The 19703-nt window shown below is 73.1% G+C and carries 20 protein-coding genes; 13 read left to right on the forward strand and 7 right to left on the reverse strand.

Going from position 1 to position 19703, the window contains the following annotated elements:
• Positions 1 to 53: 53 nt before the first annotated feature.
• Positions 54 to 668 carry a Uma2 family endonuclease gene (locus DMA15_RS19565; protein ID WP_164551789.1) on the forward strand — a complete coding sequence of 205 codons (615 nt, stop codon included), beginning with the start codon at positions 54 to 56 and terminating at the stop codon, positions 666 to 668.
• Between the two features lie 19 nt (positions 669 to 687).
• Here DMA15_RS19565 and DMA15_RS19570 read toward each other — a convergent pair whose 3' ends face one another.
• From DMA15_RS19570 to DMA15_RS19585, 4 genes are all read right to left on the reverse strand, one after another.
• Complete coding sequence (locus DMA15_RS19570) at positions 688 to 2280, reverse strand: substrate-binding domain-containing protein (protein ID WP_125514092.1); 1593 nt, start codon at positions 2278 to 2280, stop codon at positions 688 to 690.
• A gap of 135 nt (positions 2281 to 2415) precedes the next feature.
• Positions 2416 to 4422, reverse strand: a complete 2007-nt coding sequence (locus DMA15_RS19575; RefSeq protein ID WP_125514093.1) for a serine/threonine-protein kinase — start codon at positions 4420 to 4422, stop codon at positions 2416 to 2418.
• Between the two features lie 79 nt (positions 4423 to 4501).
• Positions 4502 to 5047 carry a helix-turn-helix domain-containing protein gene (locus DMA15_RS19580; protein ID WP_125514094.1) on the reverse strand — a complete coding sequence of 182 codons (546 nt, stop codon included), beginning with the start codon at positions 5045 to 5047 and terminating at the stop codon, positions 4502 to 4504.
• 13 nt (positions 5048 to 5060) lie between these two features.
• Entirely contained in the window at positions 5061 to 5657 is a 597-nt protein-coding gene (locus DMA15_RS19585; RefSeq protein ID WP_206302774.1) for a DJ-1/PfpI family protein, read from the reverse strand.
• 183 nt (positions 5658 to 5840) lie between these two features.
• On the opposite strand from DMA15_RS19585, the gene DMA15_RS19590 reads away from it, so the two are divergent.
• The 3 genes from DMA15_RS19590 to DMA15_RS19600 all read left to right on the forward strand — a co-directional run bounded on the left by DMA15_RS19590 (position 5841) and on the right by DMA15_RS19600 (position 7828).
• Positions 5841 to 6179, forward strand: a complete 339-nt coding sequence (locus DMA15_RS19590; protein WP_125514095.1) for a hypothetical protein — start codon at positions 5841 to 5843, stop codon at positions 6177 to 6179.
• 135 nt (positions 6180 to 6314) lie between these two features.
• A complete protein-coding gene (locus DMA15_RS19595; RefSeq protein WP_125514096.1) occupies positions 6315 to 6971 on the forward strand; it encodes a DUF4956 domain-containing protein in 657 nt (218 codons plus the stop codon).
• Positions 6968 to 7828 (forward strand): VTC domain-containing protein, encoded by an 861-nt coding sequence (locus DMA15_RS19600; RefSeq protein ID WP_125514097.1) that lies wholly within the window; start codon positions 6968 to 6970, stop codon positions 7826 to 7828. Before DMA15_RS19595 ends, DMA15_RS19600 begins: the two co-directional genes overlap by 4 nt.
• Here the strand turns inward: DMA15_RS19600 and DMA15_RS19605 are convergent.
• Together DMA15_RS19605 and DMA15_RS19610 are read right to left on the reverse strand one after the other, a co-directional pair.
• On the reverse strand, positions 7713 to 9095 hold the full coding sequence (locus DMA15_RS19605) for a HAMP domain-containing sensor histidine kinase (protein WP_125514098.1): 1383 nt from the start codon (positions 9093 to 9095) through the stop codon (positions 7713 to 7715). The two genes, DMA15_RS19600 and DMA15_RS19605, sit on opposite strands and share 116 nt — an antisense overlap.
• A complete protein-coding gene (locus DMA15_RS19610) occupies positions 9095 to 9784 on the reverse strand; it encodes a response regulator transcription factor (RefSeq protein WP_125514099.1) in 690 nt (229 codons plus the stop codon). The genes DMA15_RS19605 and DMA15_RS19610 overlap by 1 nt, the downstream gene beginning before the upstream one ends.
• 72 nt (positions 9785 to 9856) lie before the next feature.
• Between DMA15_RS19610 and DMA15_RS19615 the strand changes: the two genes are divergently transcribed.
• The 6 genes from DMA15_RS19615 (at position 9857) to DMA15_RS19640 (ending at position 16696) form a co-directional block, all read left to right on the forward strand.
• Positions 9857 to 10360 carry a hypothetical protein gene (locus DMA15_RS19615; protein WP_125514100.1) on the forward strand — a complete coding sequence of 168 codons (504 nt, stop codon included), beginning with the start codon at positions 9857 to 9859 and terminating at the stop codon, positions 10358 to 10360.
• A gap of 232 nt (positions 10361 to 10592) precedes the next feature.
• Positions 10593 to 11951, forward strand: coding sequence for an aspartate aminotransferase family protein (locus DMA15_RS19620; protein WP_125514101.1), 1359 nt, complete (start codon positions 10593 to 10595; stop codon positions 11949 to 11951).
• Between the two features lie 85 nt (positions 11952 to 12036).
• The gene (locus DMA15_RS19625; RefSeq protein WP_164551790.1) at positions 12037 to 12234 is read left to right on the forward strand and encodes a hypothetical protein; all 198 of its coding nucleotides are present in this window, start codon (positions 12037 to 12039) and stop codon (positions 12232 to 12234) included.
• A 486-nt stretch (positions 12235 to 12720) separates the two neighbouring features.
• On the forward strand, positions 12721 to 13419 hold the full coding sequence (locus DMA15_RS19630) for a GntR family transcriptional regulator (RefSeq protein WP_125514103.1): 699 nt from the start codon (positions 12721 to 12723) through the stop codon (positions 13417 to 13419).
• Complete coding sequence (locus DMA15_RS19635) at positions 13416 to 15923, forward strand: dolichyl-phosphate beta-glucosyltransferase (protein ID WP_125514104.1); 2508 nt, start codon at positions 13416 to 13418, stop codon at positions 15921 to 15923. Before DMA15_RS19630 ends, DMA15_RS19635 begins: the two co-directional genes overlap by 4 nt.
• Positions 15924 to 16045: 122 nt before the next feature.
• On the forward strand, positions 16046 to 16696 hold the full coding sequence (locus DMA15_RS19640) for a hypothetical protein (protein WP_125514105.1): 651 nt from the start codon (positions 16046 to 16048) through the stop codon (positions 16694 to 16696).
• A 79-nt stretch (positions 16697 to 16775) separates the two neighbouring features.
• On the opposite strand, the gene DMA15_RS19645 is transcribed toward DMA15_RS19640, so the two are convergent.
• Complete coding sequence (locus DMA15_RS19645; protein WP_240659857.1) at positions 16776 to 17528, reverse strand: SLATT domain-containing protein; 753 nt, start codon at positions 17526 to 17528, stop codon at positions 16776 to 16778.
• A 278-nt stretch (positions 17529 to 17806) separates the two neighbouring features.
• On the opposite strand from DMA15_RS19645, the gene DMA15_RS19650 reads away from it, so the two are divergent.
• The 3 genes from DMA15_RS19650 to DMA15_RS19660 all read left to right on the forward strand — a co-directional run bounded on the left by DMA15_RS19650 (position 17807) and on the right by DMA15_RS19660 (position 19496).
• Positions 17807 to 18148: a YbaB/EbfC family nucleoid-associated protein gene (locus DMA15_RS19650; RefSeq protein WP_125514106.1), complete on the forward strand. Its 342-nt coding sequence runs from the start codon at positions 17807 to 17809 to the stop codon at positions 18146 to 18148.
• A gap of 87 nt (positions 18149 to 18235) precedes the next feature.
• On the forward strand, positions 18236 to 18835 hold the full coding sequence (recR, locus tag DMA15_RS19655; protein WP_125514107.1) for a recombination mediator RecR: 600 nt from the start codon (positions 18236 to 18238) through the stop codon (positions 18833 to 18835).
• Complete coding sequence (locus DMA15_RS19660; RefSeq protein WP_125514108.1) at positions 18828 to 19496, forward strand: DUF5063 domain-containing protein; 669 nt, start codon at positions 18828 to 18830, stop codon at positions 19494 to 19496. The genes recR and DMA15_RS19660 overlap by 8 nt, the downstream gene beginning before the upstream one ends.
• Positions 19497 to 19703: the final 207 nt, after the last annotated feature.

Genomic DNA, 19703 nt, shown 5'->3' on the forward strand with positions numbered 1-19703 from the left:
CCGGCGTTACCGTGGGAGGGCATCTCCGTCATGCCCGAGCGAGGAGTAGGCCGATGAGTGCGCAGCCGGTGGAGTCGAGCAGGCCGACGGTCACGTATCAGCAGCTCAGGGAATTGGCCGAGGAGTTCGAGGCCGTAGCGGAGAACCGTGACCACGTGGCACGGGCAGACATCACGAACCAGGAGATCACCGTCCACATGATGTCTCCCTCGAAGAAGCACGGGCGCATCGTCGTCATGATCGCGCGGCAGATCGAGAATCAGGACGAGACGGCCTTCACGTCCGCCGAATGCCGGGTCGACCACCCCGGCCTCGGCATGTGCCGGACCGCTGACCTGCTCGTCATGGAGCAGGAGGCTTACGAGCGCGAAGCCGACGACGACTTCGCGGTGTTCGCCCCCGATGCCTCGGTCGCCTTCGAGGTGGTGTCGCCCTCCAACCCGAGCAACGACCACGTCACCAAACTCCGCGACTACCCCCGCATGGGCATCCCCGTCTACGTGATCGTGGACCCCCGGGACGGCACGATCACGGTCCACTCCGGCCCGGACACCTCCGCCGGAGAGCCCTCCTACGCGGACACCCCGCGCCGCTACAAGTTCGGCGACACCGTCGAGGTGGGCCGGTGGACGCTCGAAACCGACGGGTTCCCCCGCTACCGCTGCTGACCGCCCCGCCGGACAGGCCCTAAGCGTCGTCCCCGCAGATCCGCAGCCCCTCCGGCGTCGCGCACGGGAGGTGGCCGTGGGTGCGGATGACGTCCAGGCCGGTGCCGCGGGCGTAGGCGAGGAAGCTGGAGGCCAGGGAGTCGGCGGGGGGCCGGCCGTAGGTGTAGGCGTACTCGATCTCGCGGTAGGGGTAGCCGCTCTTGTCCAGCCCCTCGACGGACGGCTCGTGGCCGTCGAGGTTGAGGCGGTGCAGGCCCTCTAGGCCCGCGGCGGAACGCAGTTCGCTGTAGCCGATGGCGCCGGGGATGCGGCCGACGGCGTCCAGGACCTGGTCGGTGGAGTCCAGCTCGCAGCGCGTGACGGGCACGGACGGGTCATCCCTGCTCAGGCAGTCGTTCGACGAGGCCTTGATCTCGAACGCGCCGCCGAGGACCCGGCGTTGGAGCGTGTCGCGTGTGCCCGAGCTTGAGCCGCGGCTGACCAGGACGACCGGCAGGTCGGGGCCGCCGAGCTGCTTCCAGTTGCGTACGTCGCCACGGTAGAGGCGGCGTACCTCGGGCCGGGTCAGATTGCGTATCCGTACGCGGTCGTTGAGGACCAGCGCGAAGACGGAGACCGCCACCCGCGTCTCCGCCAGACGCGGGAAGCCGTCGGACTTGGGCCCGTCGGAGAAGGTGAGGAGGGGCGGGGAGCCCTGCCCGCCCGTACGGCCCGCGCCCGTACGGCCCGCGCCCGTACGGCCCTCGCCCGCACCGCTCCCGCCCGACTTCTTCCCCTCGTCGTCCAGTTCGCGTATGCCCGCCGCGCTGCCGTGCGCGGCGACCGTGATGTCGGAGCCCGGGCAGTCCTTCTCGTACTTGTCCGCCAACTCCTCGGCGACCGGCGCGAACGCCGTCGAGCCGAGCACCGTCAGCTCGCCCGTCGCACACTCGATGGGCGGCGGGCTCGCGTCCCGCAGCACGATGATCGAGGCCAGCGCGGTGACGGAGAGCGTGAGCAGGACGGTCAACAGCTGTGCGGGCCGGGAGAAGAGCGGCGGTTTGTCGTCGGGGGTCGTCGAGCGGTTGGGCCGCACCTCACCCGCCTGGATGCCGCCGGACATGGTGACCTCGCCGCCGACGGGCCCGCCGGTGAGCAGCACGAGGAGCTTGTAGTGCTGACCCCGGTTGAGCGGGACGCGCGGGATGTGCAGCGTGCTCCCCTCGTACCGCAGGCCCGCGCCCGCAGTGAAGTGCTCCATGAGGGGGTCGGCACCGGTCGGCGCGGTCACCGCGAGGCCGCGGATGGTGCGGCCGGTGAAGACGGCGGTGAGTCCGTGCAGGGCGCGGCCGGTGTAGTCGGCGTCGGTGATGGACTGCGAGCCGTCGTTCTCGACGCGGAGCAGGACGAGCGTGGCGTCGGACATCTCGGGGGTCTCGTCGAAGAGGCCGAGGCGCGCGTTGGCGCCGCCCGTACGGACGTTGTCCCCTATGGCCGTGTCCATCTGGACGCGGTAGCCGACGCGTTTGCGGCGCGGCACCCGGCGTTCGTACCAGAGCGCCCCGACGGTGGCGAGCAGGCCGAGGGCGGCCGTGAGCACGGCGATGGTGTTCTCGGTGCTCAACCAGTCCATGGGCGGTGACGGTAGGCGGCCCGTGGGGGGCGCGGGCCGCCTTCGCCGTCCTGTCGGATGCTGTTCGCCGGCGGTTCAGACCGACGTACGCGGATCCGGCGCGGGGGCGGGCCGGCGGGGCCGTCCGGCGCGGGGTCAGCCCGACCTGGTGTACGTCAGCTCGCCCGTGCCGTCCGTGTTCGCGCGGCGCAGCTTGCCGTTGCCGAGGATCGTCACGACGCTCGCCTTGCCGGGTGTGCAGGCCGACATGGGCTCGCCGACCGTGACGTCGGTCGGGCCGATGTGCAGCCGCTCGTCGGACGCGGACTCCAGCTTGCCCTCGAAGACGCAGCGGTACGTGCCGCCGTCCTCCGTCGGGCCCTCGGCTATCAGCGACAGGGCCGTCTCGCCGGTCTCGCCCTGCTGGAGGGTGAGGCGGCGTGTGTGGTGGCCGTGCTGGTTGTCGAGGCCGCCGGACCACGTGCCCAGGTACTTGTCCGGCACCGTGCCCTCGTCCTCGGTGGGCGTCGGGTCCGGGCTCGTCGGGTCCACGGGCGGCGAGCTGGTGCCGGGGGTGCGCGGGGCGCTGCTCGTGGGGCTCTTGGCGTCGTCGCCCCGCTTCGTCTCGTCGCCGTCGCCGTTCATGACGGCGTAGACGGTGCCGCCCGCTCCGATGGCCACTATCAACGCGACGACGATCAGCGCCGCCGTCGCACGGCCGCTGCGGGGCGGCGGTTCGGGCGACGGGGTGGGCATGGGGGTGTACATGCCGGGGCCGTAGGGGGGAGTGGGGCCGTAGCCGGGCGGGGGCTGGTGGGGGTAGCCGTACGCGGCGGGCTGGGGGTGCTGCTGCGGGTGCTGGGGATAGCCGTACGAGGGGGCGCCCGGCGGCGGCGTGGGCGGCGGGGCCTGGCGGGACACCATGGTGGGGAGGTGGTCGAGCGGGGCGGCGCCGGGTGAGCCGGGGGGAGGGGGAGTCTCCCCGCCTCCGGGGGCGACCGGAGCGGCCGCTCCGGGGGCAGGCGCGCCCGCGCTCGCGGCCGCCGCTTCGGGGGAGGCGGCCGCGGGACTCTCCGAGGGCCCACCTGCGGGGCTCGCGTCCGAGGGGCTCGCGTCCGAGGGGCCGTTGGCTCTCGCACCGGCCCCGCCCTCGGCACCCGCACCCGCAGCTCCCACGGCACCGGCGGCACCGGCGACTCCTACGGCACCCGCCGCGTCCGCCGTACCCGCGCCCGGCTCATCCGGATCCTCCGCGTCCAGCAACTGCACCGCGTGCCGCCCCAACTGGGCGACGAGCGCCCCCGGCAGCCAGGGGTCGAGCGTGGTGCCCCCGGCGCTGAGGGTGTCCTGCGCGCCCGTCCGCTCCAGGACGTCGTCGAGGGAGGGCCGTGACGCGGGGTCCTTGCGCAGGCACAGCGCGATCAGCTCGGCCAGGTTCTCCGGGAGCCCCGTCAGGTCCGGCTCCTCCTGCGCGATGCGGAACATCAGGGCGTGCACCCCGCTGTTGGCCGTACCGAAGGGCAGCGCGCCGGACGCCGCGTACGCCAGGACGGAGCCGAGGCAGAACACGTCGCACGCCGGGGTGATGCGGTCCCCGCGCACCTGTTCGGGCGCCATGAAGCCGGGCGAGCCGACGAGCGCGCCGGTGCGGGTGAGGCCGCCGTCGGTGACCGTCTCCAGGGCGCGGGCGATGCCGAAGTCGATGACGCGCGGGCCGTCGATCGTGACCAGCACGTTCGACGGCTTGAGGTCGCGGTGGACGATGCCCGCCGCGTGGATGTCCTTGAGGGCGTTGGCGAGCCCGGCCCCGAGGATGTTCACCGAACGCTCGGGCAGCGGGCCGTGGTCGCGCGAGACGACGGTCTGGAGCGAGGGCCCGGCCACGTACCCCGTGGCGACCCACGGGATCGCCGCCTCGGTGTCCGCGTCCAGGACGGGCGCCGTCCACGCGCCGCCGACCCGCCGCGCGGCCTGCACCTCCTGCCGGAAGCGGTTCCTGAACTCGTCCTGTTCGGCCAGCTCCTGGCGGACCAGTTTGACCGCGACCGTACGCCCCCTGCCGGACCGCGCGAGGTACACCTGCCCCATGCCGCCCGCACCGAGCCGCGCCAGCAGCCGATACGCGCCGATCCGCTGTGGATCTCCGGGCCCGAGCTTTTCCATCGCGGCACCGACCTCCCCCATTGGTGTGCAACAGGGTGAGGATAGTGCGGAGCTGGGACAGCGTGGCCCGCCCCGCCCTCTACGGTTCCGTAACGGGTTCCGCCACCGCTTCCGGATCCGGGGCGGAGAGCGCGTCCAGGACCTCGGACAGGCGTTCCAACGAGCGTACGGTCGCGGCGAGTTCGGCCTCGCCGAGCATCGTCGAGAGCCATCCGGCCAGCTCCGCGTGGCCCGGTTCGATCTTCGCCACCGCCGCCCTGCCGCCGGCCGTGGGGCGCAGCAGCTTGGCGCGGCGGTGCGCGGGGTTCGGCACGTACTCGGCGAGGCCCTCGCGCACGAGGAGGTCCGCCACGCGCTGCACGCTCTGCCGGGTGATCCCCATCGCGCGGGCGATCCCCGCCACCGGCAGCGGCTCGCGCAGCACGGCGCCGAGCACCTGCCACCAGGCGGCGGTGAGCCCGGCGGGCCTTGCCAGCTCCTCGGAGCGGGCGAGGAACTGCCCGTTCAGCCGGAAGACGGTCAGCGCCGCCCGACTGAGCAGCTCCTGCGGGTCCCGGTGTGCGGACCCGGCCTGGTCGTGGCGGGCGGCGGCGGAAGCCGGGTCACGGCGTGCGGAGTCGGTCATCGTCCCGCCCCGCTCACGAGTTCAGCGTCTCGTACGCCGCCGGGTCCGAGTCGTGGAAGAGGCGGTACCAGGCGTCGAGCTTCTCGCCCTCGAAGACGTCACCGAGCCGCCCGAAGACCTCCCGCGCGAACGCGACCGGCTCGGTCGGGCCCGCCGTGATCAGGTCGCCGTCGGTGACCGCGTCCGCCTCGACATACCGCTCGCCGCCCCTGTAGCCGGAGGCCGCCAGATACATCGCCGCGCCGCTGGTGTGCGCCCGCTCGTCGAGCAGCCCCTCGCGGGCGAGCCCCGCCGTGGCCCCGCAGATCGCGGCGACCGGCACCCCCGCGTCGAGGAAGGTGCGGGCCGTGCGGGCGAAGGGCGCGAGGTCGTCGCTCGTGTCCCAGAGGTCGGCGCCCGGCAGGATCAGCAACGAGCTGTCCTCGGGCCGCAGTTCGGCGAGCGACAGGGCGGGCTGGACGCACAGGCCGCCGATGGAGGTGACCGGGGCGGCCGAGGGGCCGACCGTGCGGATCTCGTGGCCGACGCGGGCGAGCCACGCCGTGGTGTGGCCGGTCTCCCAGTCGGCGAAGGTGTCGTAGACGGCGAGGTGTACGGGCTTGCGGGACATCAGGGCCTCCGTTGGCTGCGTGTCGTGCGCTGTGTGCGACTGCGTGCCGTGCTCTGCGTACGTAAGTATGCTGTCAAAACGACAACATGCTGTCAAGAGGTGGGAGCGAACCTTGCCGCGCCGGCTCACCCCACTGGGCGCTCCCCGCTTTCGTGGAGGCGGGGGTGGGCGGAGGTTGGGCGCATGAACACCACACTCAAAGCAGCGTTCGTCTCCGGCGTCCTGGTCCTCGCGGCTCTCGGCGCGGCCGGTGCGGCGCAGGCCGACGCACCCCTGGACCCGGCTCCCCCGGCCGCCGACAACGGCGCCGCGAACGGCATCGGCTTGCCCTCCGTCGGCACCCTGCCCGCCACCGGCCTGCCCGCCAATGGCCTGGCCGACCCCGGCGGCGCCACCAACGGAGTGGCCCAGCCCCCCAACGGCCTGCCCCTTGCCCATACCGCGCCCCTCACCGACCTGCTCCCCAAAACCCCGCCCACCAACGCCCAGCTCCCCGTCGGGGGCCTGCCGACCCAGCCCTAGGGACAGGCTCTCCCCTGAGATGGCCCCGCCCCGGCGGGGCCATCTCCATGCCCGCTCCATGGCCGGCGCCCACCCGCGCAGCCCTTAACGCCCGGCAGAGGCGCCCTTAACCCGCCGGTCCCTAGCGTCCCGGCCATGGACAGCACACTGAACCTCAGCGCCCTCGGCGCCCACCTGGGCCTCGACCTGGCCGCCGTCGCGCTCCTGACCTTCGGCGTCTTCTATCCCCGGCACCACAGGCGCGAGCTGGTCCCCGCGTACCTCGCCCTGAACGTCGCGCTGTTCGCCGTGGTCGCCGGGCTCGGGACCGTCGGCGGCGACGGCGGGCTCGCGCTCGGGTTCGGGCTCTTCGGGGTGCTCTCCATCGTGCGGCTGCGCTCCGACGCGCTCCAGCACCAGGAGGTCGCGTACTACTTCATCACCCTCGTACTCGGCCTGCTCTGCGGCCTTCCCGCGCTCAGCCTGCCGGTGGCGGCGCTGCTCTCCGGCGTACTGCTCGTCGTGATGTACGGCGCCGACCACCCGCGGCTCTTCGCGCGCGACCGGCGCGCGGTCGTCACGCTCGACGCCGTCTACCGCGAGGAGGGCGCGCTCCGGGCCGAGCTGGCGCGGCGCCTGGGGGAGCCGCTGGGATGGACCGTCCAGGAGGTGGATTACGTACGCGACCTCATGGTCCTGGAAGTCCGCTTCCGTCAGCCGGAACCTTCGCGGCGGCGTGGGGAGTTGACGATACGACGACGCACGACCCGGTCCCGCACGATCGCCCCCAGCCACCCGAAGGAGACCGTGTGAACCCCGCCGTACGCGCCATCGGCCGCGCCGCGCTCGCCGCGCACCCCATCGCGCTGGACGAGGTGAACGCCCGGGCGGAGCTGCTCGCCCGCTTCGACAACAGCTATCTCGTGCCCGTGGAGATCTTCGAGGACCTCGCCGCGCTGCTGACCGACCCCCGCAGGGCCCATGGCCCCTTCCGGGCGCTCAGCATCGGCGGCAAGCGGTGGTTCCGGTACCACTCGACGTACTACGACACCCCTGACCTGGAGACCTTCCACGACCACCGGCAGGGCAGGCGGCTGCGCTACCGCATACGTGAGCGGGTCTACCAGGACAGCGGCGAGCGGCAGTTCGAGATCAAGCTGAAGAGCGGGCGGGGCGAGACCATCAAGCACCGGCAGCGTCTCGAAGGCGGCGACCACGCCCTGGACGGGGCGCGGCAGGACTTCCTCGCCGGGGTGCTGCGCGGGTCGTACGGCATCGAGGCCCCGGAGGGCCTCACCGCCTCGCTCGTGACCGACTACCAGCGGGCGACCTTCGTGGCGGACGGGCAGCGCGTCACGTGCGACGCGGGGCTGGTCGTGCGGGACACCGCGACGGGGCGGACGGCGGCCGCCGACAGCGGGCTCGTCCTCGTCGAGACGAAGACCAAGGGGCAGCTGACCGAGGCCGACCGCGTGCTGCACCGGTTCGGGGTGCGGGCCGCGGAGTTCACCAAGTACTGCGGGGGGTATGCGGCGGTCCGGCCCGAGCTGGGGATCAACCGGTGGGCGCGGGCGGTGCGGACGGCGTTTCCCCGGTCGGCGTTTCCCCGGGGGGCGGGGCCCCTCCCTCTCGGGACGGGGTTCCCTCGCGGGGCGCGGGCGGGAACGTGAGCGTGACGCGGGCACCCTCGGACGTGCTCGCCGTCTCGAAGCGGCCGCCCGCCTCCTCGGCGGTGCGGCGGGCGATGTCCAGGCCGAGGCCCGTGGACCCGGCGCCGCTCGTCCCGCGGCCGGGGGCGGTCGCGCCGGGGAAGCCGGGGCCCTCGTCCGTGACGGTCAGCTCCGCCTCGTGGGCCGGGGTGACGACGACCGTGAGGGCGAACGCCGTGCCCTGCGGCGTGTGGTCCAGGACGTTGCCTATCAGCGCGTCGAGCGCGGCGACGAGTTCGTCCTCCGGCACGGGGACCTGAACCGCGTGGGCGGGGGTCGTGGTGCTGGTGGCGCGGTTCTGGTCCTCGGCCAACGGCGCCCAGAACGCGGCGCGTTCGCGCGCCACCGCCGCCAGGTCGGCGCGCGGCGCCTCGCGCAGGGGGCGCCGCGCCTTGCGGATCACGTCGTCGACGCTGTGCTCCAGGGCGAGGACGTCGGCGGCGATGCGGTGCGCCTCGTCCGGGTCCCGCAGGGTCTCGGCGTCCAGGCGCAGGGCGGCCATCGGGGTCCGCAGTCGGTGGGCCAGGTCGGCGGCGTTCTCCCGCTCGGCGGCGAGCAGGGTGTCGATGCGGGCGGCGAGGCGGTTCAACTCGCCTGCCACGAGACGTAGTTCGGGCGGGCCCTCCGGCGTGGCGCGGGCCGTCAGGTCACCGGCGGCCAGCCGGTCCGCGGTGCGGGCGAGGCGACGGGTCGCGCCGACGAGCCGCGCGCCCAGCCGGTCGGCCAGGAGGAGCCCCAGGAGTACGAGACCCACGCCGATGCCCGCCAGGACGAGCCAGGAGGCGAGCGTACCGGCGTACAACTGCCGCTCGCTGAGCGTCACTTGCACGACCGCGGTGCCGTTCTTCGCGCCCTGCACGGGCACGAGGACCAGGCGGCCGCCGGACTCGGGTTCGTAGGTGAAGGCGCGGCCGGTGCGGGCGAGGCGGACCGGGTCGGTCTCCTGGTGCACGCGCGGGCCGATGACGGTGTCGTCCGCGAGGATGAGCGAAGTGGCAGGCAGATTCGTGCCGTTGACGCTCTCCACCGTCTGCTCGGCGGACGCGCGCTCGTCGGCGGTGGCCAGGGCGGGGCCCAGGGCGTGGGCGACCCACTGGGCACGCGCGGTGGCCTCGGCCGTGGCGCGGTCGGCGGCGTGGGTGCGGGTGAGGAGGGTGAGGGGGACGAGGAGGGCGGCGAGGACGAGGGCGGTGGTGGCCGCGGTCAGCAGGAGGAGGCTGCGGCGCATCAGTCGGTGTCCTCGGGGGCGGTCAGTTTGACGCCCACCGTGCGGACCGTGTGGAGGTAGCGGGGGCGCTGGGCCGTCTCGCCGAGTTTGCGGCGGAGCCAGGAGAGGTGGACGTCCACCGTCTTGTCGGCGCCGCCCAGCGGCTGCTGCCAGACCTCGGCGAGGAGTTCGCGGCGGGACACGACCTGTCCGGGGCGGCGGGCGAGGTGGGCGAGGAGGTCGAACTCGCGGGGCGTCAGGTCGATGGGCGTGCCGTCGAGGGTGACCTCGCGGGAGGCCGGGTCGACGCGGAGCCCGCCGACGCGCAGCGGCTCCTCGGTCTCCGTCACGCCGAGGCGCCGCAGGACGGCCTTGACGCGCGCGTCCAACTGGGCGGCGCCGAACGGCTTCACGATGTAGTCGTCCGCCCCGGCCTCCAGGACCGTCACCATCTCCGGCTCGTCGTCGCGGGCCGTCGCCACGATGACGGGGACGTCGCTGATCGCGCGCAGCATCCGCAGCACCTGCGCCCCGTCGACGTCGGGCAGCCCCAGGTCCAGGACGACCAGGTCGGGACGGCTGGTGACGGCGGCGTCGAGCCCCGCCATGCCGCTGGGCGCGGTCGCCACCGCGTGCCCCTTGTCGCGCAGGGCACGCACCAGGGCGCCGCGGAGCTGGGGGTCGTCCTCGACGACGAGAAGGTGCGCCATACAACCACCGTAGTGAGGGGCATTGGCCGGGGTTTAACCGGGCGTTAGGAAACGATGCGGCACAGTGGCGGGATGAGGAAGTGGCGGAGCGCGGTCGTCACGGCGGCGTGGGTGGCCGTCGGCACGGCGGCGGGGGCGCTGGGTGCCTGGCAGTTGGCCGGTTCGGACAGCGGGGGCGGCGCGGCGCACAGCCGTCCGCTGGACGAGGCGGCGGTGCGTGAGGCGCTGGCCAGGGCGTCGGAGGGGCGGCAGGCCTCGCGGACACCGGCCAGGGAACCCGCGCCCTCACCCTCATCCTCGTCCTCCCCCTCCCCCTCGCCCGAACGCTCCACGGTCCGCTTCACCGGCGGCGCGGCGACGGTGGAGTGCCGCCCGGACGGCACCGTCAGACTCGTCTCCTGGAGCCCGGCGGACGGCTTCCACATCGACGACGACGTGGAGCGGGGCCCGGCGGCGGTCGCCCGCCTGGAGGCGGAGCCGGGCGACGACGACGAGCGGGAAGACCTCGCCTACGACATCCGCTGCACGGCGCAAGGCCCACGGGCGAGGGTGACCCCGGACCGGGACGAGGACTAACCCCGGCAGCTCCTCACCTGCGGCCGGTCCCCCATTGCGCGCGCAGTTCCCCGCGCCCCTTCGGGGCACGTACGAGCGCCCCGAAGGGGCGCGGGGAACGGCGCGAGCAACCACGACGGACCGGCAGATCCCAACTGAGGCCCCCCGGCCCGACACTGTGTCGGGTTCCGCTTCCGAGGCCAGACAGGACGCCCATGTCCTGTCCACACCGTGGACATTTACCCTCGGCCCCATGACCCCTCAGCCGAATCCGCAGGTCGGCGCCGCCGTGAAGGCCGCGGACCGCGCACATGTCTTCCACTCCTGGTCCGCACAGGAACTCATCGACCCGCCGGCCATCGCCGGCGCCGAAGGCTCGTACTTCTGGGACTACGAAGGAAACCGCTACCTGGACTTCACCAGCGGCCTCGTCTTCACCAACATCGGGTACCAGCACCCGAAGGTCGTCGCCGCGATCCAGGAACAGGCCGCGACGATGACGACGTTCGCGCCCGCCTTCGCCGTCGAGGCCCGCTCGGAGGCCGCGCGCCTCATCGCCGAGCGGACCCCGGGCGACCTGGACAAGATCTTCTTCACCAACGCCGGCGCCGACGCCGTCGAACACGCCGTACGCATGGCCCGTCTGCACACGGGCCGTACGAAGGTCCTCTCGGCGTACCGCTCGTACCACGGCGGCACCCAGCAGGCCATCAACCTCACCGGCGACCCGCGCCGCTGGGCCTCCGACAGCGGCGCGGCGGGCGTGGTCCGCTTCTGGGCGCCGTTCCTGTACCGCTCCCGCTTCTACGCGGAGAACGAGCGGCAGGAGTGCGAGCGGGCCCTCCAGCACCTGGAGGACACCATCGTCTTCGAGGGCCCGCAGACCATCGCCGCGCTCATCCTGGAGACGATCCCCGGCACCGCGGGCATCATGACCCCGCCGCCCGGCTACCTCGCGGGCGTCCGCGAGATCTGCGACCGGTACGGCATCGTCTTCATCCTCGACGAGGTCATGGTCGGGTTCGGGCGGACCGGCAAGTGGTTCGCCGTGGACCACTTCGAGGGCGTCGTGCCGGACCTGATGACGTTCGCGAAGGGCGTGAACTCGGGTTACGTCCCGCTGGGCGGCGTCGCGATCTCCGGTGCCATCGCCGAGACCTTCGCGAGGCGGCCCTACCCGGGCGGTCTGACGTACTCCGGGCATCCGCTGGCCTGCGCCGCCGCGGTCGCCACGATCCAGGTCATGGAGGAGGAGGGGGTCGTCGAGAACGCGGCCCGGCTGGGCACGGAGCTGATCGGCCCGGGGCTCGCGGACCTCGCCGAGCGGCACCCGAGTGTGGGGGAGGTGCGGGGGCTCGGCATGTTCTGGGCGCTGGAGCTGGTGAAGGACAGGCGGACGCGGGAGCCGCTGGTGCCGTACAACGCCTCCGGGGAGGCGAACGCTCCCATGGCGGCGTTCGGCGCCGCGGCGAAGAAGCACGGCCTGTGGCCGTTCATCAACATGAACCGCACTCATGTGGTGCCGCCGTGCACCATCACGGAGGCGGAGGCGAAGGAGGGCCTCGCGGTGCTGGACGCAGCGCTCACGGAGGCGGACGCGCACGTCTCCTGACCCCACGCCCCCAGGTGGCCCCGCACCGTCTCCCCCGGCCGGCGCGGGGCCTTTCCACGCGCCGGCCTCCGAGGCCTCCCCGGGTGTGACGGCCCGCGTGGCCTCCGGCCGTGACGGCCTGTGCGGCCTGTGCGGCCTGCCCGGCCTGTGCGGCCTCCCCGGCCTGCCCGGCCTGTGCGGCCTGCCCGGCCTGTGCGGCCTGCCCGGCCTGTGCGGCCTGCGAGGCCTCCGAGGCCTGCGAGGCCTCCCTGGTGTGAGGGCCTGCGTGGCCTCCCCGGCGTGACGGCCCGCGCGGCCTGCCCGGCCTGACAGCCTGTGTGGCCCCCGGCTGTGACGGCCTGTGCGACCTCCCCCGGCGCCGCGACCCCCGGCCGTGACGGCCCGCCCGCCTCCCCGGCCTGGGCCCCGGGCACCTCCCCGGGCATGCCGAGCCGTCACCCGTTCGCCGCCCTCGGCCCCCGTCGCTCGCCACCCCGGAGCCTCGCCCCATGCCGCCCTCGGCCCCCGCCGCTCGCCACCCCCGGGCCTCGCCCCATGCCGCCCTCGGCCCCCGCCGCTCGCCACCCCGGGCCCCCGCCACACACCACCCCGGGCCCCTGCCACAAGCCACCCCCACCCCCCGCCGCTCACCACCCCCACCCCCCGCCGAAGGCACCACACCAGGCCCCCCAACCCCCCACCGCGTACTCTGACAAGCCCGCGCCCCTCCGCAGGGCCCAGCAAAACGACCGCTCAAGGCGACCACGCCAGACTCCGTGGGGGAACCCAGATGCCCGGCACCGACGGCCCCGCCGTCATCCGCAGCACTCTGCGCCAGCAGATCGCCGACGCCCTCCGCGACGAGGTCCTCGCGGGCCGGCTGGAGCCGGGTCAGGAGTTCACCGTCAAGGAGATCGCCGAGCAGTACGGCGTCTCGGCGACCCCCGTCCGCGAGGCCCTGGTGAACCTCACCGCCCAGGGCCTCCTCGACGCCGACCAGCACCGCGGCTTCCGTGTCCACGAGCACACGCTGGCCGACTACCGCGGCATGCTGGAGGCCCGCAGCCTCATAGCCGACGGCATGTTCCGCGACCTCGCGGAGAACCCCGCGACCCACGACGACAAGGCCGACGCCCTGCTCTCCGTACGCCGCAGGGGCGAGGAAGCGGCCCGCGCGGCCTGTGCGGGCGACCTGAACGTCCTCATCGGCTACGACCTCCGCTTCTGGCGCGAGCTGAGCACCCTCTTCGGCAACCCCTACCTCTCCGACTTCCTGCACCGCCTGCGCGTGAAGTCCTGGGTCTGCGCCGTCACCCACCTGCGCCGCTGGAGCGAGGGCGGCGGCGGTGACCTGCGCGGCGCCCTCTGGTCACGCCACACCGAGCTGGTGGACGCCCTGGTGCGCCGCGACCCGGCGGGCGCCCACGCGATCGTCGTGGAGTACAACGCGCACTCCCTCTCCCTCATCGAGCGGCTGGCCGCGGCATGAGCACGGAACCGAACACCGGCCAAACGCCAACCCCGTCCCCGACGCCAACCCCAACCCCGCCCTCGGCCCCGGAACTGACCGTCGTCGTCCCCGCGTACAACGAGGAGCGCCGCCTCGCCCCCACCCTCGCCGCGATCAAGGCGCACCTGGACGGCCCGGACCAGGGCGAGTGGGAGCTGATCGTCGTGGACGACGGCTCCACCGACCGCACCGCCGAGATCGCCGCGGAGGCGTCCGCCGCCGACCCCCGCGTCCACCTCATCCGCGGCGACCGCAACCGCGGCAAGGGCCACGCCCTGCGCCAGGGCGTCCTCGCCTCCTACGGCCGCCGCGTCCTGATCACCGACGCCGACCTCGCCGCGCCCATAGAAGAGCTGGACCACCTCGACAAGGCGCTCGCCGACGGCCACACGGCGGCGATCGGCTCCCGCGCCCGCCCCGGCGCGACCATCGGCGCCCACCAGCACCGCCTGCGCGAGTTCCTCGGACGTACCGGCAACTTCCTCATACGCTCGGTCGCCGTCCCCGGAATCCGCGACACCCAGTGCGGCTTCAAGCTCTTCGACGGCGACCGTGCCCGCGAGGCCTTCGCCGCGTCCCGGCTGCGCGGCTGGGGGATAGACGTCGAGATACTCCAGTACTTCCGCCGGGCGGGCTGGCCGGTCGCCGAGGTCCCCGTGCGCTGGTCGCACCAGGAGGGCTCGAAGGTCAGGCCGCTGGACTACGTCAGGGTCCTCGCCGAACTGACCGCCCTCAAGGCCCGCGCGATCCGCCGCGCCGACGTCCTCGTCGCGCTCCTCTTCCTGGCCCTGTCGGTCACCCTCTACGCCCAGCGCTGGATATCCCCCGCGTCCCGCTACTTCCCCGACTCCATGCAGGACCAGAACCAGTGGGAGTGGTTCTTCGCGGTGACGGCCGACAACGTCCGCCACCTCGACAACCCGCTCTTCACCACCCTCCAGAACTTCCCCGACGGCGTGAACCTCATGGCCAACACGGTCATGCTCGGCCTCTCCGTCCCCCTCGCCCCCGTGACCTGGCTCCTCGGCCCCGCGGTCGCCCTGAACGTGGCGATGACCGGGGGCCTGGCCGCCACCGCCGTCGCCTGGTACTGGCTGATCCGCAGGCGCCTGACCGCCCACCGGGGCGCCGCCGCCGTCGGCGCGGCCCTCGCCGCCTTCGCGCCCCCGATGGTCAGCCACGCCAACGCCCACCCGAACTTCATCGTCCTGTTCATGATCCCGCTGATCATCGACAGGGCGCTGCGGCTGTGCGAGGGCACCCGTGTCGTACGCGACGGAGTCGTCCTCGGCCTCCTCGCGACGTACCAGATCTTCCTCGGCGAGGAACCCCTGCTGCTCGCGGCGCTCGGCATGCTGCTCTTCGCGCTCGCGTACGCGGCCGTACGAAGAGACGTGGCGAGGGAGGCCTGGCGCCCGCTGGCCCGCGGCATCGGCATCGCCCTCGCGGTCGCGCTCCCGCTGGTCGCCTACCCCCTCCACTGGCAGTTCTTCGGCCCGCAGAGCTACCAGAGCGTGCTGCACGGCGACCACGCGGGCAACAGCCCGCTCGCCTTCCTCTCCTTCGCGGAACGCTCCCTCGCGGGCGCCGCGGAGACCTCCGACCCCCTCGCCCTGAACCGCACCGAGCAGAACGCCTTCTACGGCTGGCCGCTCACCGCCCTGGCCTTCGCGATCGTCGTACGACTGTGGGAGCGCGCGGTCGTCAAGGCGCTCGCCTGCACGGTGCTCGGGGCGGCGCTGCTCTCGCTCGGCCCGAAATTCCGCGTCCCCCTCACGGACATCGTCCTCCCCGGACCCTGGGCCCTGATCCGCCACCGCCCGCTCTTCGAGTCCGTCATCGAGGGACGCGTGGCGATGGTGTGCGCCCCGGCGCTCGGCATGCTCCTCGCCCTGGCCCTCGCCCGCCTGCTGACCCGGGACAAGGCACCCGCCGGCCGCTACGCGGGCGTCGCCGCGGTCGCCCTCGCCCTGCTGCCGATCGTGCCCGTGCCGCTCGACGCCGTGGACCGGGCCGAGGTGCCGCCGTTCATCGCGCGGGGCACCTGGCGCGCGTATCTGGGCCCGCACGAGACCCTCGTACCGATCCCCGTGCCCGACGCCGCCCACGCGGAGGCCCTGCACTGGCAGACCGTCGCCGACCTCGGTTTCCGCTTCCCGGGCGGCTACTTCAACGGCCCCTGGGGCCCGGACCGCGTCGGCATCTACGGCCCCTCGCCCCGCAACACCTCCACCCTCCTGCGCCAGGTCAGCGACTCGGGCCAGGTCCCGAAGGTCACCCGGGCCTGGCGTGAGGCGGCCCGCGAGGACCTGGAGTTCTGGAAGGCGGGCCTCCTCGTCCTGCCCCCGCAGCCGAACGAGGCGGCTCTGCGCACGACCGTCGACGCGCTTGTGGGGCAGCGGGCGCGGTGGGTGGACGGCGTGTGGGTATGGGACTTGTACGAAGGCCGTGGCGACGACCGGGTCGCGCACGGGGGCAGCTAGCGGGCCCGGGGCGCGACTACGCTGCCTGCACGCGAGGCAACGCACAGCTACTCAGCACAGCGCAACGCACGTACCGACCCATGTCCCCGACCCCGCCCCCTACCCCGACCCGAGGAGTCTTCTTGGCCTGCGACCTGTGGCTGGTCCCGCTCGTCGACGTGTTGTGCCACAGCCCCGACAACCCCTTCGCGGAAGAGATCGCCGCCTACGACAAAGCGCTGCACGAGGCCGGCTACCCGCCCGTACCCGTCTTCTCCTACATGCCGGGCCTCTCCGGCGACGTCGCCCCGGTCGCGGGGTTCGACTACGACGCGCTGCACTTCCTGCGCCGCGCCTACCTGCTGCGCATCTGCGGCCTTGAGGTCACGCCGGTGGACGAACTGGGCGGCGACTACGAGCAGTTGCTGGAGATGTTCGACGCCACGGCCCAGCAGTCGCACCTGGTCTGGCACTACGACCACGCGGGCGCGTACGTCCCCGTGGACTTCCCCGCGCCGCTGTCCAACGACGAACTCCTCACCGGCGGGGGCCCGTTGGGCTCCTCCCAGGCGCTCCTGCGCGAGCTGGAGTTCGTCGCCCCGTCGATCGGCATAGACCCCGCGAACCCGCCCCTGGCCCCGGCCCCGCCGGCGCACCCCACGTCCCTGGAGGAACCGGCGGCCCCGGCCCCTCCGGACGCGAGCCCGTTCGCCAGAGAACGCCACGTCTGGCTGGGCCTGCACGCGGCGACGACAAGAAGCCTCGCCCAAGGCTCAATGATCATCTACAGCTGAGCACGGTGGGGAAGCCCGTCCGGCGTTTGAGGACGAACCCGGCGAAGCCGGTGACAGGCCCGCCAAAAGCAGCCGGTGACTACCTGGGTTCTGGCGGCCGCTGCCGAGGCATGTTCGGCCGCGCCCCCGGCGGCAACGGAAACCGCCCGGGCGGAGACGGCACCTCCCGGGCGGCCCCGCGCACCATCGCCTGCATGACCAGCGGCACGGGCCCCGCCCGGAACTCCACCATCCAGTCCGACGTCTCGGCCCGCACCAGCTCCGTCACGTCCTCGGAGAACCTCCGCAGCACCCCGAGGCACCGCTCCGCCGCCTCCCCCGCGGTCCCCTCCGTCGGCCCGAGCACCTCCCGCACGCTCTCCGTGGCCCAGTCGAACTGCAACGCCTGCAACCGCCGCTGCACGGCCTGCGCGGTCGCCACGTCCCGCATCCACCCGGACGTCAGCCCGAAGAACCGGTCGCACCCCACGCACGCCACCCCGGCAAGCAGCGAGACGAACCCCCACGTGGCCACCCCCGCCGCCGCCCCGGCCAGATCGAGCAGCGGCAGCACCCCGGCCCCCGCCGCCCCCAGCGCGGTCCCCGCCCGCAGCAGCCGCGCCCCGCGCCGCTTCCAGCCGCGGTCCGTGAGGTACCACTCGGCGGTGTCCAGGGCGCCCCGCTCCACCCAGCGGTACAGCTCGTCGAGGCGCGCGGCGGGCTCTCCCCAGTCGCCGAGCGGAAAAGTCCGCCCGGTCAGGTCCCCGAGACGCTGCCCGCCCGCACCGGCACCCGCCCCCGCACCCTGCCCCTCGGGGGGCACCCCATCGGGCTGCATCTCCGGCTGGCTCACCCGGCACTCCTCTACGAGATCCCTGACTGTTCCCTGCGGGGCTGTTCCCTGCGGTGGCGCAACGTTTTCCGGCCGATGCGGTGGCACAAGTCCTACCGCCCAATGGGTGGCCCTGAGCGCCGTTTCACGGCTTTTCCGCCCGGAAGAGGTGCTTGATCAGGTATAGGAAGACGGCTGATCTCACTCGAAAGAGTGCTGGGGCGACGGCACCCCTGACCACGTAGGCTCGTTTCAGGCGGAAACCCCGCCTCGTGGACCCGTAGGAAAGGGAGCTGATCGTGATCCCCGGTGGTGGCCAGCCCAATATGCAGCAGCTGCTTCAGCAGGCCCAGAAGATGCAGCAGGACCTCGCGACCGCGCAGGAGGAGCTGGCGCGCACGGAGGTCGAAGGACAGGCGGGCGGCGGGCTCGTCAAGGCGACGGTCACCGGCTCCGGTGAGCTGCGCGGCCTGGTGATCGACCCCAAGGCCGTGGACCCGGAGGACACCGAGACGCTGGCGGACCTGGTGGTCGCGGCGGTCCAGGCGGCCAACGAGAACGCGCAGACGCTCCAGCAGCAGAAGCTCGGCCCGCTGGCCCAGGGCCTGGGCGGCGGAGGCATCCCGGGCCTTCCCTTCTAAGAAACCCCCCGGCCAACTACCGTACGTAGAGAGTCGGCAACCTCCTCAGGACCACCGGGTCCCGGGATCTCAAGGAAAGGCGTTCCGTTGTACGAAGGCGTGGTTCAGGACCTCATCGACGAGTTGGGCAGGCTGCCCGGCGTCGGTCCCAAGAGCGCGCAGCGGATCGCCTTCCACATCCTCCAGACGGAGCCCACGGACGTTCGCCGGCTCGCGCACGCCCTCCTTGAGGTGAAGGACAAGGTCCGCTTCTGCGCGACCTGTGGGAACGTCGCCCAGGAAGAGCTGTGCAACATCTGCCGCGACCCGCGCCGCGACCTCTCGGTCATCTGTGTGGTCGAGGAGCCGAAGGATGTCGTGGCGATCGAGCGGACCCGCGAGTTCCGCGGGAAGTACCACGTCCTCGGCGGGGCGATCAGCCCGATCGAGGGCGTGGGCCCGGACGATCTGCGGATACGAGAACTCCTGGCGAGGCTCGCGGACGGCACCGTCACGGAGCTGATCCTGGCGACCGATCCCAACCTGGAGGGCGAGGCGACGGCGACGTACCTCGCACGCATGATCAAGCCCATGGGCCTGAAGGTCACCCGCCTGGCCAGCGGACTCCCTGTCGGGGGAGATCTGGAGTACGCGGACGAGGTCACCCTGGGCCGCGCTTTCGAGGGGAGACGACTCCTAGATGTCTGACGCCACGCTGAACACCGTGACCGACAACCCGGACGACTTCGCGGTGCAGATCTCCGACCAGATCGAGAGCTTCATCGTCTCGGTCAGGGAGGTCGCGAAGGGCGACGAACCGGACTCGGCGGTCCCCTTCCTCCTCCTGGAGGTCTCCCAGCTCCTGCTGGCTGGCGGCCGCCTCGGCGCGCACGAGGACATCGTCCCCGATGAGCGGTACGAGCCCGACCTCGGCCCGGAGCAGGACGTCGACGACCTCCGGGAGCGCCTCGCGCTGCTCCTGGACCCCATCGACGTCTACTCCGAGGTCTTCGATCCGTACGAGCCCCGCAAGGCGCCCGTGGCCGCCCGTATCTCGGACGACCTCGCGGACGTCGTCGCGGACCTCTCCCACGGTCTGGCCCACTACCGCGCGGGCCGCACGACCGAGGCCCTGTGGTGGTGGCAGTTCTCGTACTTCTCGAACTGGGGCTCGACCGCGTCGGCCACCCTGCGCGCCCTCCAGTCCCTGGTGGCCCACGTCCGCCTGAACCAGCCCCTGGAGGACCTGGACGGCCTGGACACGGACGAGGACCTCGCCGAGGAGGCGCTCGCGGAGGAAGCGGGCAGGGTGATGGCGGAGGAGATCGCGGGCCCGCTGGGCCTGCACACCGTGAAGCCGGTGCGGTAAGGGCCCGCCCTGTGAGCCGCCCCACTTTCCGGAGTGCAGCGCTCCACAGCGGGCATGTGCCAAGCCGAGCGACCGGAACGTACGCCCGACCAGCGGGAACGTACGCCTGAGACGATCATCTGGTGAGCAGAACATCTCACGATGTGATATCCACCAGGCGAATTTCGGCCGCTCGTTAAACTGAGCCGACCGCACAACGGATTGAGC

It is taken from the genome of Streptomyces sp. WAC 01529 (assembly GCF_003945545.1).
GTDB lineage: Bacteria > Actinomycetota > Actinomycetes > Streptomycetales > Streptomycetaceae > Streptomyces > Streptomyces anatolicus.